This is a genomic window from Planctomicrobium aquicomposti, assembly GCF_051466325.1.
GTDB lineage: Bacteria > Planctomycetota > Planctomycetia > Planctomycetales > Planctomycetaceae > Planctomicrobium.
In genome coordinates this window covers 1,174,335-1,193,099 of sequence record NZ_CP195792.1, presented here as the reverse complement: position 1 = coordinate 1,193,099, position 18,765 = coordinate 1,174,335, and the positions used below count along the sequence as shown (strand labels likewise).

The window sequence follows — 18,765 nt, the reverse complement described above, 5'->3', positions numbered from 1 at the left end:
CCGCAATTTCCGACTGACTGAGAGAGCTCTGCACTTGTGAATGCTGGCGGAGGGCCCGCACTGCAATCTGCATCACGGTAATTTGAACTTCACCGACTTCAAAAACTCTTTGAAATGTTCGGTTTCAGCCGCCACGGCCGCCTTGGGCCCCTGCATCTTGAAGAACCACTTCGAATCCCCCTCCGGAATGATGGCTGCAAGAATCGACTGCTCGCTCCCCGGAGCTTCCACATAGAGAGCCGACTTCCCGTCGACGTCCAACTTTTCGGCTGTGCTCTTGAGTGTCTCTTCGTCGATCGGCTCGAGACTGACCTGTCCGCGCCAGCGATTGACATTCGCCAGATCATCTCCGCCCCCCGGGAACTTGGTGATGCTGACATCGGCGGTGCCAGACTCGTGCCGGGCAGCAAAGGAGGCGAGCCGCATGGAGCTTCCCGTCGATTTGCTCCACCCCTCGGGCAAGGTATAGGTAAACGGCTCGTCAAACTGAGGGGTCGACTTCTCCGGCATGGGCAGGGGAACGATGATCCCTGCCAGTACTCGGCTTTCCCCAAATTCCTTCGTCTGGCCAGTCAGATTGGCAAAGGCCACCGTCCGGGTATCCGTCGGGAGGATCAGGACTTCGCGGTCTTCGCGTGCCTTTTCCATCCAGCCCTCTGCCGGCCATGGTTCCAGCCCCAGTTGCCCGCGCCATCGATTCAGATTCGCGAGCAGATAGCCGGGGACATCCGCCCCGGAGCTCGGAAGCGCGGAGACCGTCACTTCCAGCGGCGGTTCGGTCCCGGGGATCGTCCAGGTTTCGTAACGCGGTGCTGGACCGGCTGTTCGGACCCAGCCTTCGGGTGCGTCAAAGACCGGAGCGCCACTCTCGTTCACCCGAAAGGTCCGCAGCATCGCAGAGAAGGGGATGATCTGGCGGAGAACTTCGTCTTTCGGTCCGGTCAGCTTGAGGAACCAGCTGCTATCCGGACTGACCGCCGGCATCTCCGCTTTCGGCTTGGCGGCCGGTGCCGATTTGACCTTCGCCACTGCATATTCGCGAATCTGCGACTCTTCACCACAACCTGCTGCTACCAGAGCAGTTAACAGCACTGCAAACTGCCGCAGATGCCGCGCAGCAGAGGAGAAACCCGATCGCGTCCAGGGATGCAGCATGATGAATGATTCTTGAAAGGAGCGGGGGGCGGGACACAACTTTCGGGGGCATCGGGCCTGAGCCCGAACGGCAGGGGAAAAATCAACATCCGATTATAGCCAGCCGACTCCCCGGTCGTACACGGGCCGCTCTGCATTCGCCCGGATTTGAGAAGGGGTTCCCGCGTTCGGAACTGGAAGGTACCCCCCTCCGATCCCTTTTGAGGAAATCGGGATCCGACTTGCCGCTCCAACCATTCCCTGATGCCTTGGTTCCCCGGGGGCCCGCTCGCACAAAGAACAAAAAGGAGCAATCTGCTCGAGCCCACTTTCCACTCGCCGCCTGGAATTCGCCGGAAAGTCCCGCCCAGACTGTCAGGCCGGGAACATTCGGAGCGGAATCATCGTTACAATCTGAAAGACACAGAACATCGGCAAGTTGGGTTCACCGGCCAACCGATCAGTTCCACGGGATGGAGACCCGCTCATCCTCCCTTTTCGAATGGAGTCAGCATGGGAACGTCTGTTTTTTGCAGCCGGCGCGATTTCTTCAAGGCTACACTCGCAGGCGTGGCTGCCTGGGGAGTGACTCACTCGGGCGACAGCTCCGCCCGCGCCGCAGAAGAATTGCTCACGCGCGCCCAGGCCATTCCTGCGGAGCATCCCCTGTCGCCCGCAATTAAACTGGCCCAGGAGGGACTGACCGCACTGGCGCCAATTGACAACTACCAGGCGATTCTTGTCCGCCGGGAACGGATTGGCAACAAGCTGCTGGACTCCCGTATCGAGCTGAAAATCCGCGAAAACCCCTTCAGTGTTTATCTGAAGTTTCAACAGCCTTCCGCCGGACGCGAAGCCCTGTACGTTGCGGGCAAAAACCAGAATAACGTTCTGGCCCACGATGTGGGGTTCGCCGGACTGGCCGGAACACTGGAGCTGGACCCGAAAGGGAGCTTTGCAATGGACCAGAACCGCCATCCGATCACCATGATCGGGTTGCGGAACATGGTCACCTCACTCCTCGAACAGTGGGTCAACGAGGCCAATCTCGGCGGGGCCACGGTCAAAGTCCTCCCAGCCACTACATTTGGGAAAGTGGTCTGCCGGGGGGTCGAAGTCAGCTACTCACAGGCGAAGGGGGGCCTGAAGTTCCAGACCACTCGTCTGTACGTCGATGACTCGACGAGTCTGCCGGTGCGCGTGCAGGCTTACGATTTTCCCGGTCGGCGCGACAAGGAACCGCCACTGGCTGAGGACTATTTCTATACCGAACTGAAGACCAACATCGGGCTGGCTGAAAACGACTTCAGTACGCGGAATCCCAAGTACCGCTTTTAGAGCATTTTGACTCTTGACCGACCCGTCCTCGCCCTGTGGAGTCCAGCATTTCACCACTCGAAATGCTGTCTACGCGGGCACCGGAGAGACCAACGTGCGGTTGCACCTGGCGTAGGGAGCGTGGCGACGTTTCAGCGACAAACCTTGATTGAACGCTGGATTTTCCGCCGGCAGAACGCCAAGCGTCCCTGCGATTCGCTGGCGGGCACACTGACTCACACTCAGAAGCGGCAACGACGAGGGGGCGCCCCCGCGACAGAAAGCCTGCAACGGTCATAAAAAAAGCTGCACCCCGGATCTCGGCGTGCAGCTTTTGAATTTTCACGAAGACCTGCCGACCGGGCCACTTCAGAGCGACAGCCCCCGGCGAGGCATCAGGAACGAGGGTTCGACTCTAGTCGTCCCCTTCATCCCCTTCGTCTTCATCCATGTCTTCGTCTTCGTCCTCATCTTCTTCGTCGAGATCGTCCAGATCGGCGTCTTCATCGACGAGCAGTTCTTCATCCTCGACAATTGCCGCATCTTCCGTCGGGCGTGCCGATTCGGACAGAACCTCTTTGATGGGCTGGATAAAGTAGAGCTTTTTGCTCTTGGCCCGCAGCTGAGCCAGCTTCTCTTCCGCCTTGTCCTTTTCATCCCAGGCAAAGCGGCCTTCTTCTTTCAGCGTACCGCTGAAAACCCCCCACAACAGCCGCTTGCGGTCGGGAGCCTTGGCCTTTCGCTTGCGGGTTGTCGTTGCCTTCCGCGCGGATTTTTTCTTTTCGGCGGGGGCTTTGACTTTTCCCTGCTTTTCCGCCGCTTCGTGTTCGCGTCGTTTATCCAGAAGCCGTTTGGAAGCCATACCGGTCCCTATGCGCACATCAAAAACAAACGCGGCACATCGGAGTGCCGCGAATTCCCGAAATCTGAATCGCTAAGTTTCGCAGACCGGCCCCCGTCTGTCAAATGGCAGTCCAGGGAGGAACCCCGCGTGGCAGCCTCACAAAATGCCCGGAAAACCCTCCCCAACCTGCAAGGGATGGCGCTTCTCCGACTCCAGACGCCCGGCCGGTCTCCCTCGGGAGGAGCCCCTCAGGCCAACTGGGTGTCTCTGGTCTCTGCCGGTGCTCGGATCCTTCCCCCAAACGAGGTGGACCACTTGGTCCGGTGTCGTTTTTTCCACAGACGTCAACCAAGCCACCTGACAATCACCAACAAAATCCCGGGCGGTGCAACAAATCCCACGAACGCTGCCCATCGACGGAGTGATTGTGTAGATTGACGACACCCTGCCTTGCCGAATCGGATTCAAACTTGAGTGCCTCCATGACATTTCGCTGCTCGGCTCTTCGGTTCTTCTTCGGTCTCAGCCTGTTCTGCCTGGCTCCTGCGGTGTGCGACACAGCCTACTCTCAGGAGGCCGCCGCTCCCGAAGCAGCAGCCGCAGCACCGGCCGGTACGACAGCTGCCCCCAAAGAGGCTCCCGCTCAACCGAGCATGCTGGTCTGGTTGATCCACACCTCGGGCTGGATCGGAGCGATCATTCTCGGGCTCTCGTTTTATCTGGTCGCCTCCGTGACAAGAAACTTTATGGAGTTGCGACGGCCCCGGTTCCTGCCGGACGACATCGTCGACGAATGCACCCGTCTGGCGGAATCGCGTGATTTCCTGGGAATCTACAAGCAGGTCAGTGGCGACGAATCGTTCTTCAGCCTGCTCCTCTCCACGGGAATTTCCGAACTCCGCAACGGACTCGCCGAAGCCCGCGAAGCCATGGAACGGGTCGCCGACGCCCAGATCATCGATATGGAGCGGAAAATCAGCATGATTGCCGTGCTGGGAACCCTGGGCCCCATGATCGGACTGCTGGGAACCCTGAAAGGGATGATCAGCAGCTTCAGCGTGATCGCCATCTCCAATGAACAACTCCGGCCCAGCGAAGTGGCCGGGGGGATCTCCGAGGCCCTCGTGCTGACCTTCGAAGGCGTGGGACTGTCCATCCCCGCGATTTTCTTCTTCGCTTATTTCCGAAACAGAATCATGGGCCTCAGTTCGGAAGCCGCGGCAGTCGCGGACGGATTCCTCCGTCGCGTCTATGACGGCATGCGTTCCAAAGCTCCGGCGACCAGCGAAGGGGCTGCTCCTCCCCCCGCAGCCAGCTGACAGTATTCCGGTTTCGTCCCGATGTCGTTTCCAGGATTTCCGCCACGAATGACTTCAGCCATCATTCCTTATGAGTGCTAGCTTCTCAGAGCGGGGCGAACCCAATCTGACACCGATCCTCGACATGGTCTTTCAGTTGATCACCTTCTTTATGCTGGTGGTCAACTTCAAGACGGCGTCGTTGGACATGAACCTGAAGCTGCCGGTGGTCGGGTCTGCCCGTCCGGTCGACGTCGGGAACGATCCCGACCGCATCGTGATGAACATCAACGCCCAGGGCCAGCTGATCGTTTTTGAGCAGGCTGAAGATGTCGAACAGTTCGTCCGACAGCAGGCCCACAGCATCCGCGAGATTCGTCGACTCAGCGGGAAACCTCTGGCCGACGATGCCGAGCTGCCCACCACGGTTGTCATCCGGGCTGACCAGTCGACACCGTTCGCCGATGTGAATCGGGCCATCAAGGCGTGTCAGTCTCAGGGCTTCCGCAAGTTTGCGCTCAAGGCGATGAACCGCGAGGTGGCACCGTGAGCAAGCGCCGACAACGTCGACTTCCGGGTGAAGTGGAGCTGAATCTGGCAGCCATGCTCGACATGGCCTTTCAGCTGCTGGCCTTCTTTATCCTGACCTTCCGCCCTTCCCCGATTGAAGGGGAAATTCTGGTCAACCTGCCACCCCCCGTCCCCATGACCAACGTCGCCATCGATGCTCCCCAGGGAGCAGCGGGCGAAGGGATCATGGTCAAGGAAACGCTGCCCATCACCATTCGCGACGATGGCAATGGAGCGATCAGCAGTGTGTCTGTGGGCCAGCGCACGATCTTTGAAGGGGAAGCGACCCCGGCGCGACTGGCGTTGCTCGACAAGGAACTCCGGGAAACCTTGAGCATCCGCGAAACCCCCTTCGATCAGGTGCTGATCATGGTCGCACCACGTATTCCCTATGCGGAGCTCATGAAGGTCATCGACATCTGTACGCGGCAGAAATTCTCGGACGGAAGCCCTCTCAATAAGATCAGCTTCTCGGAATACGCCACAACCGAATAGTGCCGGTGGCTGCTGCCCGCTTTCACGCCGGGAATCCCTAGGAAGCAGGAGTCCTTGGGCCTGCGTCGTGATTGTGGTTCAACATCTTGAGCAGAAACGGGCCCAGCCCCCCACACGACGGCCCTCCACATCCTGCGAGATCGCTTCCGTGCTGCCCGCCGCAGCATGCGCATCGTTTGCGGTCGATGGCTGAAGTCATCATACTCCTCGAATTCATAATCACATCCCCATCATATAGACGGGGTGAATGCCGGTTCAGCCCTGCTGAACTGTCCCAAGCGACCGCTGGTGACTGCGACTCCTGACACCCACACCTCTTCGGGCTGCCCGTCATGCCGAATCATTTCCGGCGACGCAACCGCGTCGGCTTCATGCTGGCCCTGCTGGCGATCGTCACATATCTCGATCGCATCTGCATGTCGACACTGGCGCCCGACATCATGAAGAGCCTGAACTTCAACGATGTGCAGTGGGGATGGATTATGTCCGCCTTCACCGTGGCCTACGGACTGTTCGAAATCCCCTCGGGCGCTATCGGCGATCGCTGGGGACATCGTCGCATCCTCACCCGCATCGTGGTCTGGTGGTCGGCACTGACGATGCTGACCGGCCGGGTCACGTCCTTTGCAGGGATGGTGGTCGTCCGCTTTCTGTTCGGCATGGGAGAAGCCGGAGCCTTTCCCAATATCTCCGGCTGCGCCTCGCGCTGGTTCGGCGCCGGCCAGCGAGCCCGCATGCAAGGGGTGATCTGGGGCTCCAGCCGGATCGGAGGAGCACTCGCCCCGATGGCCATCGGCTGGATTTTACACTCGGGCAGCTGGCGCGATGTCTTCACCATCTTCGGAATCGTCGGCATGGTATGGGCCGTCACCTGGTACTCGACCTACGACGATTCTCCCGGCCCTGACAATGATGGTCCGATCTATCAGGGGGGGACGCATGCCAACATTCCGTGGAAGCGCATCTTCGGGGCGTCCCGGTTGTGGCCGCTGTTGATGGCTTATTTCTTCTATGCCTGGGCGTCCAACTTCTACTTCGGCAACATGGGCAATTTTCTGGAGCGGGGGCGGGACATCGTCGGCAGCGAAGCGAAAGAGTTTCAGAAATATCCCTTTTTGGCAGGCGTCTTCGCCTGCACTTTCGGAGGCTGGCTCAGCGACCGATTTGTCAAACGCTTCGGCCTGAAAACTGGCAGGAGAATCCTGCCGTTTACCTGTCTGCTCACCACTTCGGCCCTGCTGGCCAGCGTCAGCCTCACCCGCGACCCGACCACCACCAAAGTCCTGCTCATCACCGCATTCGGGTTTCTCGACCTGATGCTCGCCTCCGTGTGGGCCATGAGCATGGACCTCGGCGGGCGCTATGCCGGAGCAGTCTCGGGAGCGATGAACATGTGCGGGAACATGGGAGGGGCAACCAGCCTGATCGTCTGGGGACATGTCGCGAGATGGTCCACTCCCGCCGTAACAACAGCCGATGCAGCCACATCACCACTCGCCAACTACGATCACTCCCTGCAGCTGGTGGCAGTCGCTGTCGCGATCTCAGCGTTTCTGTTCCTGCGTGTCGACCCGTCGCGACCGCTCCTGGCGGAAGACGAAGCGGATTATGGAACAACGCAGCCAGCTCGACCGGCAACGCCGTAGAACAGATCGACTTCCTGAAGCCCAGCTGCTTCCGCCTGCGCGCTTTGATGGACAGGAGACAGCTTTCCGCACAAGAGTGCGCTGTGCAACTGTTGCCGAACACTCAAAAATCTGCGGGCGACCGGCTACGGGCAACCGGTTGAAAAGAATTACAACTCAATCGGCTCTTCAATGCCCGGAGCACCGAGCTGCTCCACAATGCTGACCCATTCCTGCCGCTCGACGCTGTATCCCCACACCTGCCCGGTGCCGAACTCGTAATAGCTCGCATGCAGCTGCAGTTCCCCACGCTGCAATGCAGCCGACACACAGGGGAGCGTTCGCAGATGATTGATCTGGATCAGCGTGTTGTACTGCGTCGCGTTTCGCAGCCGGGTCAGAGGATCAAGATCGCTCCAGCTGGCGTCCGCAGCTTCCCGCACGGCATGTGCGTATTTCAACCAGCCACGCACCTCGGGAAGATGATCCAGGTCGACCGGATTCAGCAAAGCCTTCATCGCTCCGCAGTCGGAATGTCCGGCGACGATGATGTGCCGGACCTTGAGAACCCGGATCGCAAATTCGATGGTGGCGCTGTCCCCGGCAGGACCGGTTCCATAGGGGGAAATCAGATTGCCGGCATTCCGCAGCACAAACAGTTCGCCCGGCTGGCTCTGTGTGTAGGTCTGAGGATCAATCCGGGAATCGGAGCAGGCGATAAACAAAAACTTGGGTGACTGTCGGCCACTCAATTCTTCGAACCGGCGCTGCTGCGTGGGAAAGACAAGCGCCTGATAACGGAGAACGCCAGCGCGCAGATCATCGAGATCTTTTTGAGACATCGTTTAGAGAGGCTTCTTCAAGTGATGAATCCAGACCGGAAAGATATTCATCCAGACGGATTCTTTGTGTTCTTCGTTCTTCAGGAACTCCTTGATTGCCGCTTCGACCCCCTGCAGGCGGGTCTTTTCGCTGGGTGAAGGACGAGTGAACGCCTTTTTCAGCCTGCGAATTCCCATATACTCGAAAAACGAACAACGGCAACCGGGTTTGGTCCATTCTCCCATCAACTGGAGAATGTCACGCACGTCCTGGACTTCAAAATTGTTGAGCGGAAGCCCGGAGATAATTAAATCGTAGGGCTGTGCCGGTGAAAACTGCTGCACCATGCCGTGAAAAATCAACTTGCGATCCGCCACTTTCTGGAAATCCGGCTCAGTCGCGAACCGATGTTCCAGATGCTGCACAAACTGGTCATTCACCTCGACCAGATCCAGTGTATCGCCGGGCTGCATCACCCGGCAGATCTCCGCGGTCACCGGACCAGTTCCGGGACCGAGTTCCAGAATCCTCAGGCTCTTGCCCGGGACACGCTGTTGCGTCACATACCTTGAGAGCTCTTTGGCCAGCGCGCGAGAGCTGGGCAGCACCGCTCCAGTGAAATGAAACTGTTCGCGAAACTGGCGGTAAAACAGCATCCCAGAGGCGGCTGCACCGGCAAAGGGAATTTTCGATTTGGCCCGGGGCGCACTGCGGGTCGATTGATCAATGGACATATCAGAAGCGGAACCCGTACAGAAGAGAGTAAGGATGGTGCTGCAGCCTTTGAGACTATACAGAGTCTAAACGGCATTTCCAGCAGGAGACCCATTTCCAGAGGCCTCCGGGGGAGATCCGACGTCACATTCCCCACAATGCAGAAACCCGGCGGCACCTCGTCGCGCAGCGGCTGCCTGCTATCATTGAAGTCGTGAACTATTTCGCCCACGCTCTGCCGCATCTCGATCGCCCTTACTTTCTGGCCGGCCTGGCGGTCCCCGACTGGCTGAGCGTTCTCGACCGCCAATGCCGGGTCCGGCGACGCGTCCTGAACGAACGAATCCCGACCCTGACAGGAGAGGAACTGGAACTGGCACGGGGCATCCTGAGGCACCTGGACGATGACCAGTGGTTCCACAATAGCTCCGCTTTTTATGACGTTTCCGGAGGCATCACAGCGGATTTTCGTGAGGTCCTCGGCACGGCAGAGGAATGGCACTGCGGCTTTCTGGGACACATCGTTCTCGAACTGCTGATCGACGCCACGCTCATCGAAGATCAACCGCAGGCGATTCACGAGTACTACCGGGTGATGCAGAATGTCGACACCCTCCGCGTGGAACAGGGGGTCCGTTCACTCGCCACGCGAGATCCCGTCGAACTCGGCAGATTCATCGAGCTGTACCTGCGCGAGCGGTTTCTGGAGGACTACACGAGTGACACGCTGCTACTGAAACGACTGAATCAGGTCATGCGGAGAGTCGGCCTGCGACTGCTTCCGCCGGATTCCGTGGCTGTCTTCCGGTCGGCGCGGCTTCGGGTCCGTCAGCAGATCGACGCCCTGCTTCCACCCACATGAACCGAACGATTCCGGTTCTCCTGACCGGAACGATTCTGCCGACGAATCGACGCGGGCTGCGCTTGACGCAGCCCATGTGCCTGTAGAGACTCGAAGCGTGGCAGTGCTGTGATCCTCACGGCATTGTCGCGCCAGGTGCTGTATGCCCCGCCGTCGCCGCAAAGCGGTTCCCTGAAAGCCACCGGGTACCCGGCGACGTTGACTTCAGCCTTCTCCGCCTCGGGAGAGCGCTGCCGCAGCGGGAAATCAGTTGCCTGTTTCCGGTTCATTTCTTGATTCCTCCGCGAATTCAAATTCAGCAGTTGCCAGCAGGCTTTTGCCCGGTCCGCGACCACCGTACACTGCGGGCGCCGGCTCACAGGCAATGACCTGTCCTGTCTGGCTGCGCTGATGGTCTGTTCAGACCCGATTCCAGATTTAATGACCTGCATTGAGGATTGACGTCGATGGCGGGAAACGACTGGCTGTATCAGTTTGTAGATGACGGGACCATCAGCGCCGACCAGCTGAAAGAGGCGGAGGGGATGGCCCGCAATCTTGGTCTGCACCCCGAAGACGCCCTGATCAAGCTCGGGTACATCGATGAGACCCTGATCGCGCAGGCGAAGGCAGTCCAGTACGGCTACACATTTGTCAACCTCGATGAGATCGAGATCCCCCACCGGCTCGTGGAACTGGTGCCGGAATCGGTCGCTCGCGAAAACACCTGCATCCCGATCGAAGAACGGGGTGAAAAGCTGGTGGTCGCCGTTCCCGATCCGATGAACTTTGAGGTCATGGAGAAGCTGCGATTTCTCCTTGCGCGGGACGTAGAGCTGACCGCCGCCTCCAAGGAATCGATTCAGGCAGCCATCAATCGCAACTACGGCCAGTCGGAAACGGAATCCGTTGACACCATGATGATGGAGTTTACGGAAACGCAGATCGACTTCACCGACACGGAGATGAACGAAGCCGCGAAGGCGAACAAGGAAGAAGAGGCCTCCCCCATTGTGAAGTTGGTGAATCTGATCATCAACGAAGCAGTGAACATGCGTGCCAGCGACATCCACATCGAGCCGTTCGAGGACCGCGTCCGGATCCGCTACCGAATCGACGGAGCACTCGTGGAGCGGGACAGCCCTCCACGGCGGCTGCTGGCAGCATTGACGTCTCGCCTGAAAGTCATGGGGCGCATGGACATCGCCGAAAAACGCCGGCCGCAGGACGGTCGAATCAAGACCCGCGTCGGCGGCAAAGAGATCGATATGCGGGTCAGCGTGCTGCCGACCAACCATGGACAGGCCATGGTGTTGCGCATTCTGGACCGCGACAACATCAAGGTGGGGATCCGGAACCTCGGATTCAGCGAGGAAAACTACCGGCGGTTCCATACGATCATTCGCCGGCCGAATGGAATCTTTCTGGTGACAGGCCCGACCGGAAGCGGCAAGACCACCACACTCTACAGTGCCCTCGGGGAGCTGAATCGCCCGGACCGGAAGATCATCACCGCAGAAGATCCGGTGGAGTACTACCTCCCCGGGATCAACCAGGTGGAAGTGAAGCACAGCATCGGGCTCGACTTCGCCCGGATCATTCGTGCGATGCTGCGGCAGGCCCCCAACGTGATTCTTGTCGGCGAAATCCGGGACAACGAGACCGGGGAAATGGCTATTCAGGCTTCTTTAACTGGACACTTGGTTTTCAGTACACTTCACACGAACGATGCGCCCGGAGCTATTACGCGCCTGATCGATATGGGTGTACAGCCATTTCTCGTCGCCTCCAGCCTCATGGCCGTCATGGCTCAGCGCCTCCTCCGCCTCAATTGCCAGAAGTGCTCGGACACCTACGTCCCCGAACAGTCCGAACTCGACTACTTCGAACTGACACCGGAGCAACTCGCAACCGCCGTCTTCCGACGGGGCAAGGGGTGCAAGAACTGCCAGCACACCGGATATCGCGGCCGTAAGGCTGTGTTCGAATTGATGATGATCAATTCGACAATTCGTGATCTGGCGTTCCGCAGTGAACCGGCCCAGAACATTCGCCGCCAAGCCCGCCTCTTCGGAATGAAGACCCTGGTGGAAGATGCTGTGGACAAAGCACTTCAGGGACTTTCGACACTCACCGAAGCCTACAAGCTGCGGAGCGGTGGTCACTGATCCGGACAGGTGTCGGAACCTCCCTGCCTTGAGAGAAGGGGCTAGGCGGTGCGCCATCAGGCGGAACACACATTAGCCGATCGAGCATCGCTGCGATTTGCAGCATCCCTACGGTCGGAGCGAAAGGAAATTTTTGCGGGACCGCGCCCGTGGCGGTGGCCTTAAGATTTGAACTGGAAATACTTACGAGATAGGCTCCTCGTCTTGCAACGAGGGATCTCCGAAGGAGAAGTGAAGCGCGGCTGGAAGGCTCATGGACGTGCGGCCGCAGGATTGAAGTCAATAATTGGGAGCCGGGACAGGGTTCTCCTCGCTCAGTTCTGAGTTTCGTGATCCGGCGTGACGAAAGGCCGTAATGGCAACCATTCAGATCGACAAACTGCTCGAAACCGTGATTCGCGAGCGGGTCAGCGACCTCCACATCACCACCGGACAGCCCCCCGTGGTCCGTCTGGGGGGACGAATGCAGCGTCTGGAGACCAAGTCGCTCACTCCCGAAGACACGACCGCGTTGATGAAAAGCATCACGCCGGAAAGGAACCAGCAGGAACTTCAGGAGACAGGGGGAACCGACTTCGGGTTCGCCTTCGGAGACAAAGCCCGTTTCCGCGTGGCTGTGTTCAAGCAGAAGGGCTACATCGGCATGGTGCTCCGTCGAATTCCGACGGACTTCCTGACCTTCGAGCAACTCGGCTTGCCGCCCATCATCTCCGAGCTGATCACCCGCCCCCGCGGTCTCTTCCTCGTGACCGGGCCGACCGGAAGCGGTAAGACCACCTCGCTCGCGAGTATGATCAACTACCTCAACGAGCACGAATCGCATCACATCATCACGCTCGAAGACCCGATCGAGTACTACCACAACCACAAAAAGTCGACGATCAACCAGCGCGAAGTCGGTGTCGACGTGCCGAGCTTCCCGGAGGCCCTCCGTCGTGCTCTGCGTATGGACCCCGACATCATCCTCGTGGGGGAAATGCGCGACCTCGAAACGATCTCTTCCGCCATCACCGCGGCGGAAACGGGACACATCGTGTTCGGAACGCTGCACACGACGGGTGCTCAAGGGACCGTGGACCGCATCATCGACGTGTTCCCCACCAACCAGCAGGAACAGATCCGGACCCAGCTGTCCGCGGCCATCATCGGCATTCTGAGTCAGGCACTGCTCCCCCGTAAACCCAAAGGGCTCGTGGCGGCTTACGAGATGCTGGTGGTCACCCCTGCCATCGCCAACCTGATCCGCGAAGCCAAAACGTTCCGTATCAATTCGTCCATCCAGACGGGGCGGAAGTACGGCATGCAGCTCCTCGATGACGCCCTGTTCGACCTGTGGCGCAAAGGGCTCTGCGAGGAAAAAGATGTCGTCACCCGTTCCAATAATCCGGGAGAGCTGAAAGCCCGTATCGCGAACGCCAAGAAAGGGGTGTTCGACGAAAATGCCGAGGACGAAGACGACGATTCGTGACCGTCGTGTCCTTTTCCGTTCACAGCACCTTCTTCTGAATCTGACTGACTGCCGCTGCCCGCACAGGACTCTTTTCAATGGCTCAACGGAAGCTGGGACAAATTCTGGTCGACCTCGGCTATCTGAACGAGGACCAACTCTGGGATGTTCTCGAAGAACAGAAGCAGAGTCCCGGAGAAGTGATCGGCCAGGTCGCCAAGCGGATGGGGCTGGTGACCGAAGCCCAGGTGACCGAAGCCCTCGCCGAACAGTTCGGGATGCCGGTCGTCAATCTGGAAGAGACCAACATTCCCCCCAAGGTGCTGGAACTGGTCCCCGAGACCATGGCCGGCGTCTACAAGATCATGCCGATCTCCCTGAAGGACAATGTCCTCACGGTGGCGATGGCCGATCCCCAGAATCTGGCAGCGCTCGACGACCTGCGCAATTTCCTCGGCTTTGACGTGAGGGGAGCCGTCTCTTCTCTCCCTGAAGTCGAAGCCGCCATCGGCCGCCATTACGCCACCCGTCAGTCCGATGACATGGAAGGGCTGATGAGCGAGCTGGAGGATCTGGAAGTCGGGACCAAATCGCTCAACGCAGCGATGGGCCCGCACGAGATCGGCGGGGATGACGAAATCTCCGGCTCGCATCCCATTCGCAAGCTGCTGAACATGGTGATTCTCCTCGCCATCAAAGATCAGGCGAGCGACATTCACTTTGAACCGTTCGAAGACGAGTTCAAGATCCGAGTCCGCGCGGACGGCGTGCTCTACGAAATGGTTCCCCCACCCCGCCACCTGGCTGCCGCCATCGTCAGCCGCGTCAAGGTGATGGCCAACCTCGACATCGCCGAACGCCGCCTCCCGCAGGACGGTCGTATCGAACTGAACGTCGGGGGCAATCCCGTCGACCTGCGAGTCAGCGTGCTGCCGACCATGTTCGGCGAGGCAGTGGTCATGCGGGTGCTCGACCGGACCGTCGTGCAGCTCGACCTGAACAAGATCGGAATGGACCCGCAGACGCTCAGCCGCTTTCGCGAAATGATCGAACGGCCGAACGGAATCGTGCTGGTGACGGGCCCGACCGGCTCCGGCAAGACCACGACGCTTTATTCCGCACTCAACGAACTCAACGACATCGAAACCAAGATCATCACGACCGAAGACCCGATCGAGTACGACATCGACGGGCTGGTGCAGGTGCCGATCAACTCGGAAATCGATGTGACGTTCGCCAAGGCGCTGCGGGCGATTCTGCGTCACGATCCCGACAAGATCCTCGTGGGAGAGATTCGCGACTACGAAACCGCCGAAATTGCCGTGCAGAGTGCCCTCACCGGACACCTGGTGTTTTCCACGCTGCACACGAACGATGCCCCCTCCGCGATCACCCGACTCCGCGATATGGGAGTCCCCCCGTTCCTCATCACCGCCACCGTGCAATCCATCCTCGCCCAGCGTCTCGTGCGCCGGATCTGCGTGGAATGCCGGACGCAGTTTGAACCGAGTGATGAGCTGTTAATGGAACTCCAGCTTCCCGTGGAGCAGGCCCGGCGCTACAAATTCTATTACGGCAAGGGATGCCAGCGTTGTAACAACTCCGGTTACAAGGGACGCATCGGCATATACGAGCTGATGGAAGTCAACGATGACATCCGCGACATGATCGCTTCCGATGCGAGCGTGGACGAAATGCGAAACCTCGCCCGCAGCCACGGCATGACGACACTGCGGGAAGCGGGACTGAAACTGATTTTCGACGGTCTGTCCACGATCGATGAAGTGGCCCGGGAAACCGTCATGGAAGACCTCGACTGACATTCCAGACGGGCAGGTCGACCGACCAGAACAAGTGATTGAGTGATTCCCCCAGATTTGAAACTCGAAACGAATCGCACTTTTCGCTGCTGATTACTGAAGGAGCTTTCGATGCCGGTTTTTCAATATGAAGCCATGGATAATACCGGGCTCGAAATCAAGGAAACCATCGAAGCCCCGACAGAGCAGGAAGCACAGCAGATCATTCGCGAGAAGGGGTTCTTCGTGACGAAGATCTCCGAGAAGACCTCTCGCAAAAAGAAAGATGACAAAACCAAACAGACCAAGCAGGCCGGACCCCGAAAGAAGGCGACCTTCTCTATCGGCGGCGTGAGCGCCAAGAAGCTCACCATGTTCACCCGCCAGCTGTCGACCCTGCAGGACGCCGGACTGCCGATTCTCCGCAGCCTCAAGATTCTGGAAATTCAGTCGAAGCCCGGACCGCTGAAAAACGCGCTGATGGGCGTCATCGAGGACGTCGAGTCGGGAAATACCCTCTCGGAGGCGATGGCGAAGCAGCCCAAGGCGTTCGACAACCTCTACGTCAACATGGTGAAAGCCGGGGAGGCAGGGGGAGCACTCGAAATCATTCTGCAACGTCTGGCCGAGTTCCAGGAGCGGTCGCAGAGCCTGAAACGGAAGGTGAAGGGGGCCATGGTTTACCCCGTCGCGGTGATCACCGTGGCGACGTTGATCGTCGGCTTCATCATGTACTACATCATTCCGAAGTTTAAGCAGATCTTCCTGGACTTCGGCGTGGAGCTGCCCGGCATCACGGTGGTGCTCATCAACATGAGCGACAACGTGGTCAACTACTGGTACCTGATTCCGGTGGTGCCGATCTCACTTCTGATCATGTACAAGCTCATCAGGAAAAACAAAACCGGGGCGTACATAATAGATCGCATCACACTCAAAATACCCGTGCTCGGGCAGATCGTCTCCAAATCGACGACTGCCCGGACCGCCCGAACTCTCGGTACCCTGATCGCCTCGGGGGTCCCCATTCTCGAAGCCTTATCCATTGCCCGCGACACCGCCGGGAACGAAGTCTTCCGGAAAGCGTTCGACCATATTCACTCCTCCATCCGCGAGGGGGAATCGATGGCTGTGCCGCTCAAGGAAACCCGCATCGTCGACGACCTCGTCGTCAACATGGTGGACGTGGGGGAAGAGACCGGTGCCCTCGACAACATGCTGTACAAAGTCGCCGACGTGTACGACGAAGAAGTCAGCGTGCTGGTGGAAGGTCTGATCAACCTGCTGGAACCACTCATGGTGGTGGTCCTCGGTTTGATCGTCGGTTTTATCGTGATTGCGTTGTTCATGCCGCTGGTCAAGCTGCTGAACGAACTGTCGTAATCGATCCGGGCCCGATGCGGTTGCAGCGTCGGGCAGAATCTTCCTGACCCCGGCAGTGCCCGGCACCAAACGTGCCTTTTCCTGCCGAAGAGGGGAATTCGACAAAAACCGTTTTGCAACAACGCGTTCCGTTGTTCAAGAAAAAACAGGGCCTGCATCATTTCGCCACAGGTGATCCAGCCCGCCCCAAGGTGCCATTCCCGCGATTCCGGACAGCGTGTTCCCGCACTGTTGTCCGGCATCGCTCCCGAATCCCGATCAGTTTTGTCCCCTCCGAGCGGAGCGGTTTCCATGCAGCGTTCGAGTTTCATTTCCCATCGTCGACAGAGTCGGTTGACCCGGCAGCGGCTCATCGCCACGAACCGCCGGAGCGGGTTCTCACTGATCGAGCTGATGGTCGTGATCATTGTGATCGCGATTCTCGCGTCGCTGCTCTTTCCGGCGATCAACAGCGCGAGAATCAGCGCGCGGAATGCCGCCGTGACGGTCGAGATCAAGAATCTGGAAAAGGCGATTGCCGACTTCAAACTGAAGTTCGGGGTGGAACCACCGAGTTCAATCGTGCTGTGTGAACAGGGCTCCGACTGGGGTGATACCGACTTGCCAACGAGAGAAGCCAAGGCCTTCATTCTTCAAGCTTGGCCTAATTTCAACTTCGCAATTAACCGCGACATCAATGGAGATGGCGACGATGACGACAAGATTACGTTGAACGGGTCTGAATGTCTCGTTTTCTTTTTGGGTGGGGTCTGCGCGACTGACTTCATCGATCAGAATGGGGTCGCATCAGGTGCTGGAAATCCTTCCACTTGGGCGCCCCTTGGCTTTTCCACGAACCCCGCAGATCCATTTCGCAGAGGAGGTCAGCGACACGGTCCCTATTTCGAGTTCGACCCCGCACGGATGTGCAACGAATTCTTCAAAGATACCGAAACCTACATGCCGGAATACCGGGACCCCCTCCCCGGCCAGCTCAAGCCCTATCTCTTTGCCAGCAGCAACGAAGGTCGTGGATACAACCTTTTTCCCTCTCCTGATACTCGCAACCCCGATCTGCAGACTGATGCCTCGAACTTTTTGAACACCTACAAACAACCTGTAACCAACCTGGCGTTCAACGCCAAGACTTACCAGATCATCTCTCCCGGCCGAGATGGTGAGTATGGCGCAGGCGGAACTTTCGACCCTCAGAACCCGAAGGGCCAGCTCTCCGGCGCCCGGAATGTCGAGCAGGACAACATTACCAACTTCCATCCCGGTCCTCTGGCGCCATAGGTTTCTGTGTCCCCATGCACGTACTTAAGAAACATCCCCCGACGCAGCGTCGCGCCGGCTTCACCATGGTGGAGCTGCTGGTGGTCATCGCCATTATGGCGCTCGTCATTTCGATGATGGTTGTGGCGATCGGACGCAGCACCGAAAACGCCAGGGTGAACGCCACCAAGGCGACACTCCGTCAACTGAACGACATCATCCAGCAGCGGGTCGATGCGATTGAACGGGCCGACGTCTCGGTAGAGGCGAAGAAGCTCGCGCAGCTGAACTCCACTAACAACATCACCGTCCCTCGAGCCACCTTCATCCTCAAGAAGATGATGTACCGCCAAGCCTTGCCGCAGCGTCCGGAAGATCTGGGGGGCTGGAACCTTGAAATCGGCACCGGTGACGATGATGCCCCGCTGGCTGGACTTTGGGCCGGAGCAACAAAATCAGAAGACTGCAAGGACGCTGCCAGCTCCGCTTTGCTGTACCTGGCGTTGACCCAGGGAAGCGGAGTGCAGGTCCTTCCCGGCGGAAAGACCTACCCATTGCCGGTCCTGACCGTCGATGGAATCAATCCCCGGCATGTCGCTGAGCAAGCTGTCAGCGAAATCAGCAGCGTCAAGCTCTCAGCCTTTGTCGATGCCTGGGAACGGCCGCTGTTCTTCTACAACTTTCCGACGAGCTTCATACTGGATGTGACGGACGCGACCAACGGTCCGATCGTCAAGACCCTGATCCCGACGCTGCCGCAGAATGTGAATGTGGATCCGCTCGATCCGCTCGGCACGAACGCGACGCCGTTCACTTCGGCAACTTCGCTGACCATTGCGCCGTTGAACCCTGCCGATTTCAAGTCGTTCAACATTGACTACTACCACCAGCCCGGAACCTATTACGTTCCGCTCGTCGTCTCTGGCGGACCCGACGAGGCGCTCGGCCTGGGGCTCCCCACTGACAATTCATTTGCGGTGAACCGGCTGGGCAAGATCGTCAACGTCGATCAGGCCAGCGACAACATTACCAGCCAGCAACCATAAGGCATGCG

At 58.7% G+C, this 18,765-nt stretch carries 16 protein-coding genes; 12 read left to right on the top strand and 4 right to left on the bottom strand.

Annotation, left to right across the window (positions count from 1 at the left end):
- Positions 1-72: 72 nt before the first annotated feature.
- Positions 73-1,155 (bottom strand): hypothetical protein, encoded by a 1,083-nt coding sequence (locus SH664x_RS04560; RefSeq protein WP_437205423.1) that lies wholly within the window; start codon positions 1,153-1,155, stop codon positions 73-75.
- A 492-nt stretch (positions 1,156-1,647) separates the two neighbouring features.
- Here SH664x_RS04560 and SH664x_RS04555 point away from each other — a divergent pair, with 492 nt between their 5' ends.
- Positions 1,648-2,472, top strand: coding sequence for a DUF1571 domain-containing protein (locus SH664x_RS04555; RefSeq protein ID WP_437205421.1), 825 nt, complete (start codon positions 1,648-1,650; stop codon positions 2,470-2,472).
- Between the two features lie 394 nt (positions 2,473-2,866).
- Here SH664x_RS04555 and SH664x_RS04550 read toward each other — a convergent pair whose 3' ends face one another.
- Positions 2,867-3,313: a hypothetical protein gene (locus SH664x_RS04550; RefSeq protein ID WP_437205420.1), complete on the bottom strand. Its 447-nt coding sequence runs from the start codon at positions 3,311-3,313 to the stop codon at positions 2,867-2,869.
- 464 nt (positions 3,314-3,777) lie between these two features.
- On the opposite strand from SH664x_RS04550, the gene SH664x_RS04545 reads away from it, so the two are divergent.
- The 4 genes from SH664x_RS04545 to SH664x_RS04530 all read left to right on the top strand — a co-directional run bounded on the left by SH664x_RS04545 (position 3,778) and on the right by SH664x_RS04530 (position 7,304).
- The gene (locus tag SH664x_RS04545; RefSeq protein ID WP_437205418.1) at positions 3,778-4,614 is read left to right on the top strand and encodes a MotA/TolQ/ExbB proton channel family protein; all 837 of its coding nucleotides are present in this window, start codon (positions 3,778-3,780) and stop codon (positions 4,612-4,614) included.
- Positions 4,615-4,738: 124 nt separating this feature from the next.
- The gene (locus SH664x_RS04540) at positions 4,739-5,143 is read left to right on the top strand and encodes an ExbD/TolR family protein (RefSeq protein ID WP_437205416.1); all 405 of its coding nucleotides are present in this window, start codon (positions 4,739-4,741) and stop codon (positions 5,141-5,143) included.
- Complete coding sequence (locus tag SH664x_RS04535) at positions 5,140-5,658, top strand: ExbD/TolR family protein (RefSeq protein ID WP_437205414.1); 519 nt, start codon at positions 5,140-5,142, stop codon at positions 5,656-5,658. The genes SH664x_RS04540 and SH664x_RS04535 overlap by 4 nt, the downstream gene beginning before the upstream one ends.
- 332 nt (positions 5,659-5,990) lie before the next feature.
- Positions 5,991-7,304 carry an MFS transporter gene (locus SH664x_RS04530; protein WP_437205413.1) on the top strand — a complete coding sequence of 438 codons (1,314 nt, stop codon included), beginning with the start codon at positions 5,991-5,993 and terminating at the stop codon, positions 7,302-7,304.
- Positions 7,305-7,453: 149 nt separating this feature from the next.
- Here the strand turns inward: SH664x_RS04530 and SH664x_RS04525 are convergent, their stop codons facing one another.
- Positions 7,454-8,125 (bottom strand): carbonic anhydrase, encoded by a 672-nt coding sequence (locus tag SH664x_RS04525; RefSeq protein WP_437205411.1) that lies wholly within the window; start codon positions 8,123-8,125, stop codon positions 7,454-7,456.
- A gap of 3 nt (positions 8,126-8,128) precedes the next feature.
- The gene (locus SH664x_RS04520) at positions 8,129-8,839 is read right to left on the bottom strand and encodes a class I SAM-dependent methyltransferase (RefSeq protein ID WP_437205409.1); all 711 of its coding nucleotides are present in this window, start codon (positions 8,837-8,839) and stop codon (positions 8,129-8,131) included.
- Positions 8,840-9,033: 194 nt separating this feature from the next.
- On the opposite strand from SH664x_RS04520, the gene SH664x_RS04515 reads away from it, so the two are divergent.
- The 7 genes from SH664x_RS04515 (at position 9,034) to SH664x_RS04485 (ending at position 18,757) form a co-directional block, all read left to right on the top strand.
- A complete protein-coding gene (locus tag SH664x_RS04515; RefSeq protein ID WP_437205408.1) occupies positions 9,034-9,681 on the top strand; it encodes a hypothetical protein in 648 nt (215 codons plus the stop codon).
- Positions 9,682-10,127: 446 nt separating this feature from the next.
- Complete coding sequence (locus tag SH664x_RS04510) at positions 10,128-11,828, top strand: GspE/PulE family protein (RefSeq protein WP_437205406.1); 1,701 nt, start codon at positions 10,128-10,130, stop codon at positions 11,826-11,828.
- Positions 11,829-12,183: 355 nt separating this feature from the next.
- Positions 12,184-13,296 (top strand): type IV pilus twitching motility protein PilT, encoded by a 1,113-nt coding sequence (locus SH664x_RS04505; protein WP_437205404.1) that lies wholly within the window; start codon positions 12,184-12,186, stop codon positions 13,294-13,296.
- Positions 13,297-13,373: 77 nt separating this feature from the next.
- Positions 13,374-15,095, top strand: coding sequence for a GspE/PulE family protein (locus tag SH664x_RS04500; protein ID WP_437205403.1), 1,722 nt, complete (start codon positions 13,374-13,376; stop codon positions 15,093-15,095).
- Positions 15,096-15,206: 111 nt separating this feature from the next.
- The gene (locus SH664x_RS04495; RefSeq protein ID WP_437205401.1) at positions 15,207-16,457 is read left to right on the top strand and encodes a type II secretion system F family protein; all 1,251 of its coding nucleotides are present in this window, start codon (positions 15,207-15,209) and stop codon (positions 16,455-16,457) included.
- Positions 16,458-16,748: 291 nt separating this feature from the next.
- Complete coding sequence (locus SH664x_RS04490) at positions 16,749-17,732, top strand: type II secretion system protein (protein ID WP_437205399.1); 984 nt, start codon at positions 16,749-16,751, stop codon at positions 17,730-17,732.
- Between the two features lie 14 nt (positions 17,733-17,746).
- Entirely contained in the window at positions 17,747-18,757 is a 1,011-nt protein-coding gene (locus tag SH664x_RS04485) for a type II secretion system protein (protein ID WP_437205397.1), read from the top strand.
- Positions 18,758-18,765: the final 8 nt, after the last annotated feature.

Bases quoted from the DNA above. Each gene is read 5' to 3' on its own strand.
- SH664x_RS04560 (WP_437205423.1), bottom strand. From the start codon at position 1,155: ATGCTGCATCCCTGGACGCGATCGGGTTTCTCCTCTGCTGCGCGGCAT.
- SH664x_RS04490 (WP_437205399.1), top strand. From the start codon at position 16,749: ATGCAGCGTTCGAGTTTCATTTCCCATCGTCGACAGAGTCGGTTGACC.
- SH664x_RS04505 (WP_437205404.1), top strand. From the start codon at position 12,184: ATGGCAACCATTCAGATCGACAAACTGCTCGAAACCGTGATTCGCGAG.
- SH664x_RS04485 (WP_437205397.1), top strand. From the start codon at position 17,747: ATGCACGTACTTAAGAAACATCCCCCGACGCAGCGTCGCGCCGGCTTC.
- SH664x_RS04500 (WP_437205403.1), top strand. From the start codon at position 13,374: ATGGCTCAACGGAAGCTGGGACAAATTCTGGTCGACCTCGGCTATCTG.
- SH664x_RS04525 (WP_437205411.1), bottom strand. From the start codon at position 8,125: ATGTCTCAAAAAGATCTCGATGATCTGCGCGCTGGCGTTCTCCGTTAT.
- SH664x_RS04510 (WP_437205406.1), top strand. From the start codon at position 10,128: ATGGCGGGAAACGACTGGCTGTATCAGTTTGTAGATGACGGGACCATC.
- SH664x_RS04555 (WP_437205421.1), top strand. From the start codon at position 1,648: ATGGGAACGTCTGTTTTTTGCAGCCGGCGCGATTTCTTCAAGGCTACA.
- SH664x_RS04545 (WP_437205418.1), top strand. From the start codon at position 3,778: ATGACATTTCGCTGCTCGGCTCTTCGGTTCTTCTTCGGTCTCAGCCTG.
- SH664x_RS04495 (WP_437205401.1), top strand. From the start codon at position 15,207: ATGCCGGTTTTTCAATATGAAGCCATGGATAATACCGGGCTCGAAATC.
- SH664x_RS04530 (WP_437205413.1), top strand. From the start codon at position 5,991: ATGCCGAATCATTTCCGGCGACGCAACCGCGTCGGCTTCATGCTGGCC.
- SH664x_RS04520 (WP_437205409.1), bottom strand. From the start codon at position 8,839: ATGTCCATTGATCAATCGACCCGCAGTGCGCCCCGGGCCAAATCGAAA.
- SH664x_RS04550 (WP_437205420.1), bottom strand. From the start codon at position 3,313: ATGGCTTCCAAACGGCTTCTGGATAAACGACGCGAACACGAAGCGGCG.
- SH664x_RS04540 (WP_437205416.1), top strand. From the start codon at position 4,739: ATGGTCTTTCAGTTGATCACCTTCTTTATGCTGGTGGTCAACTTCAAG.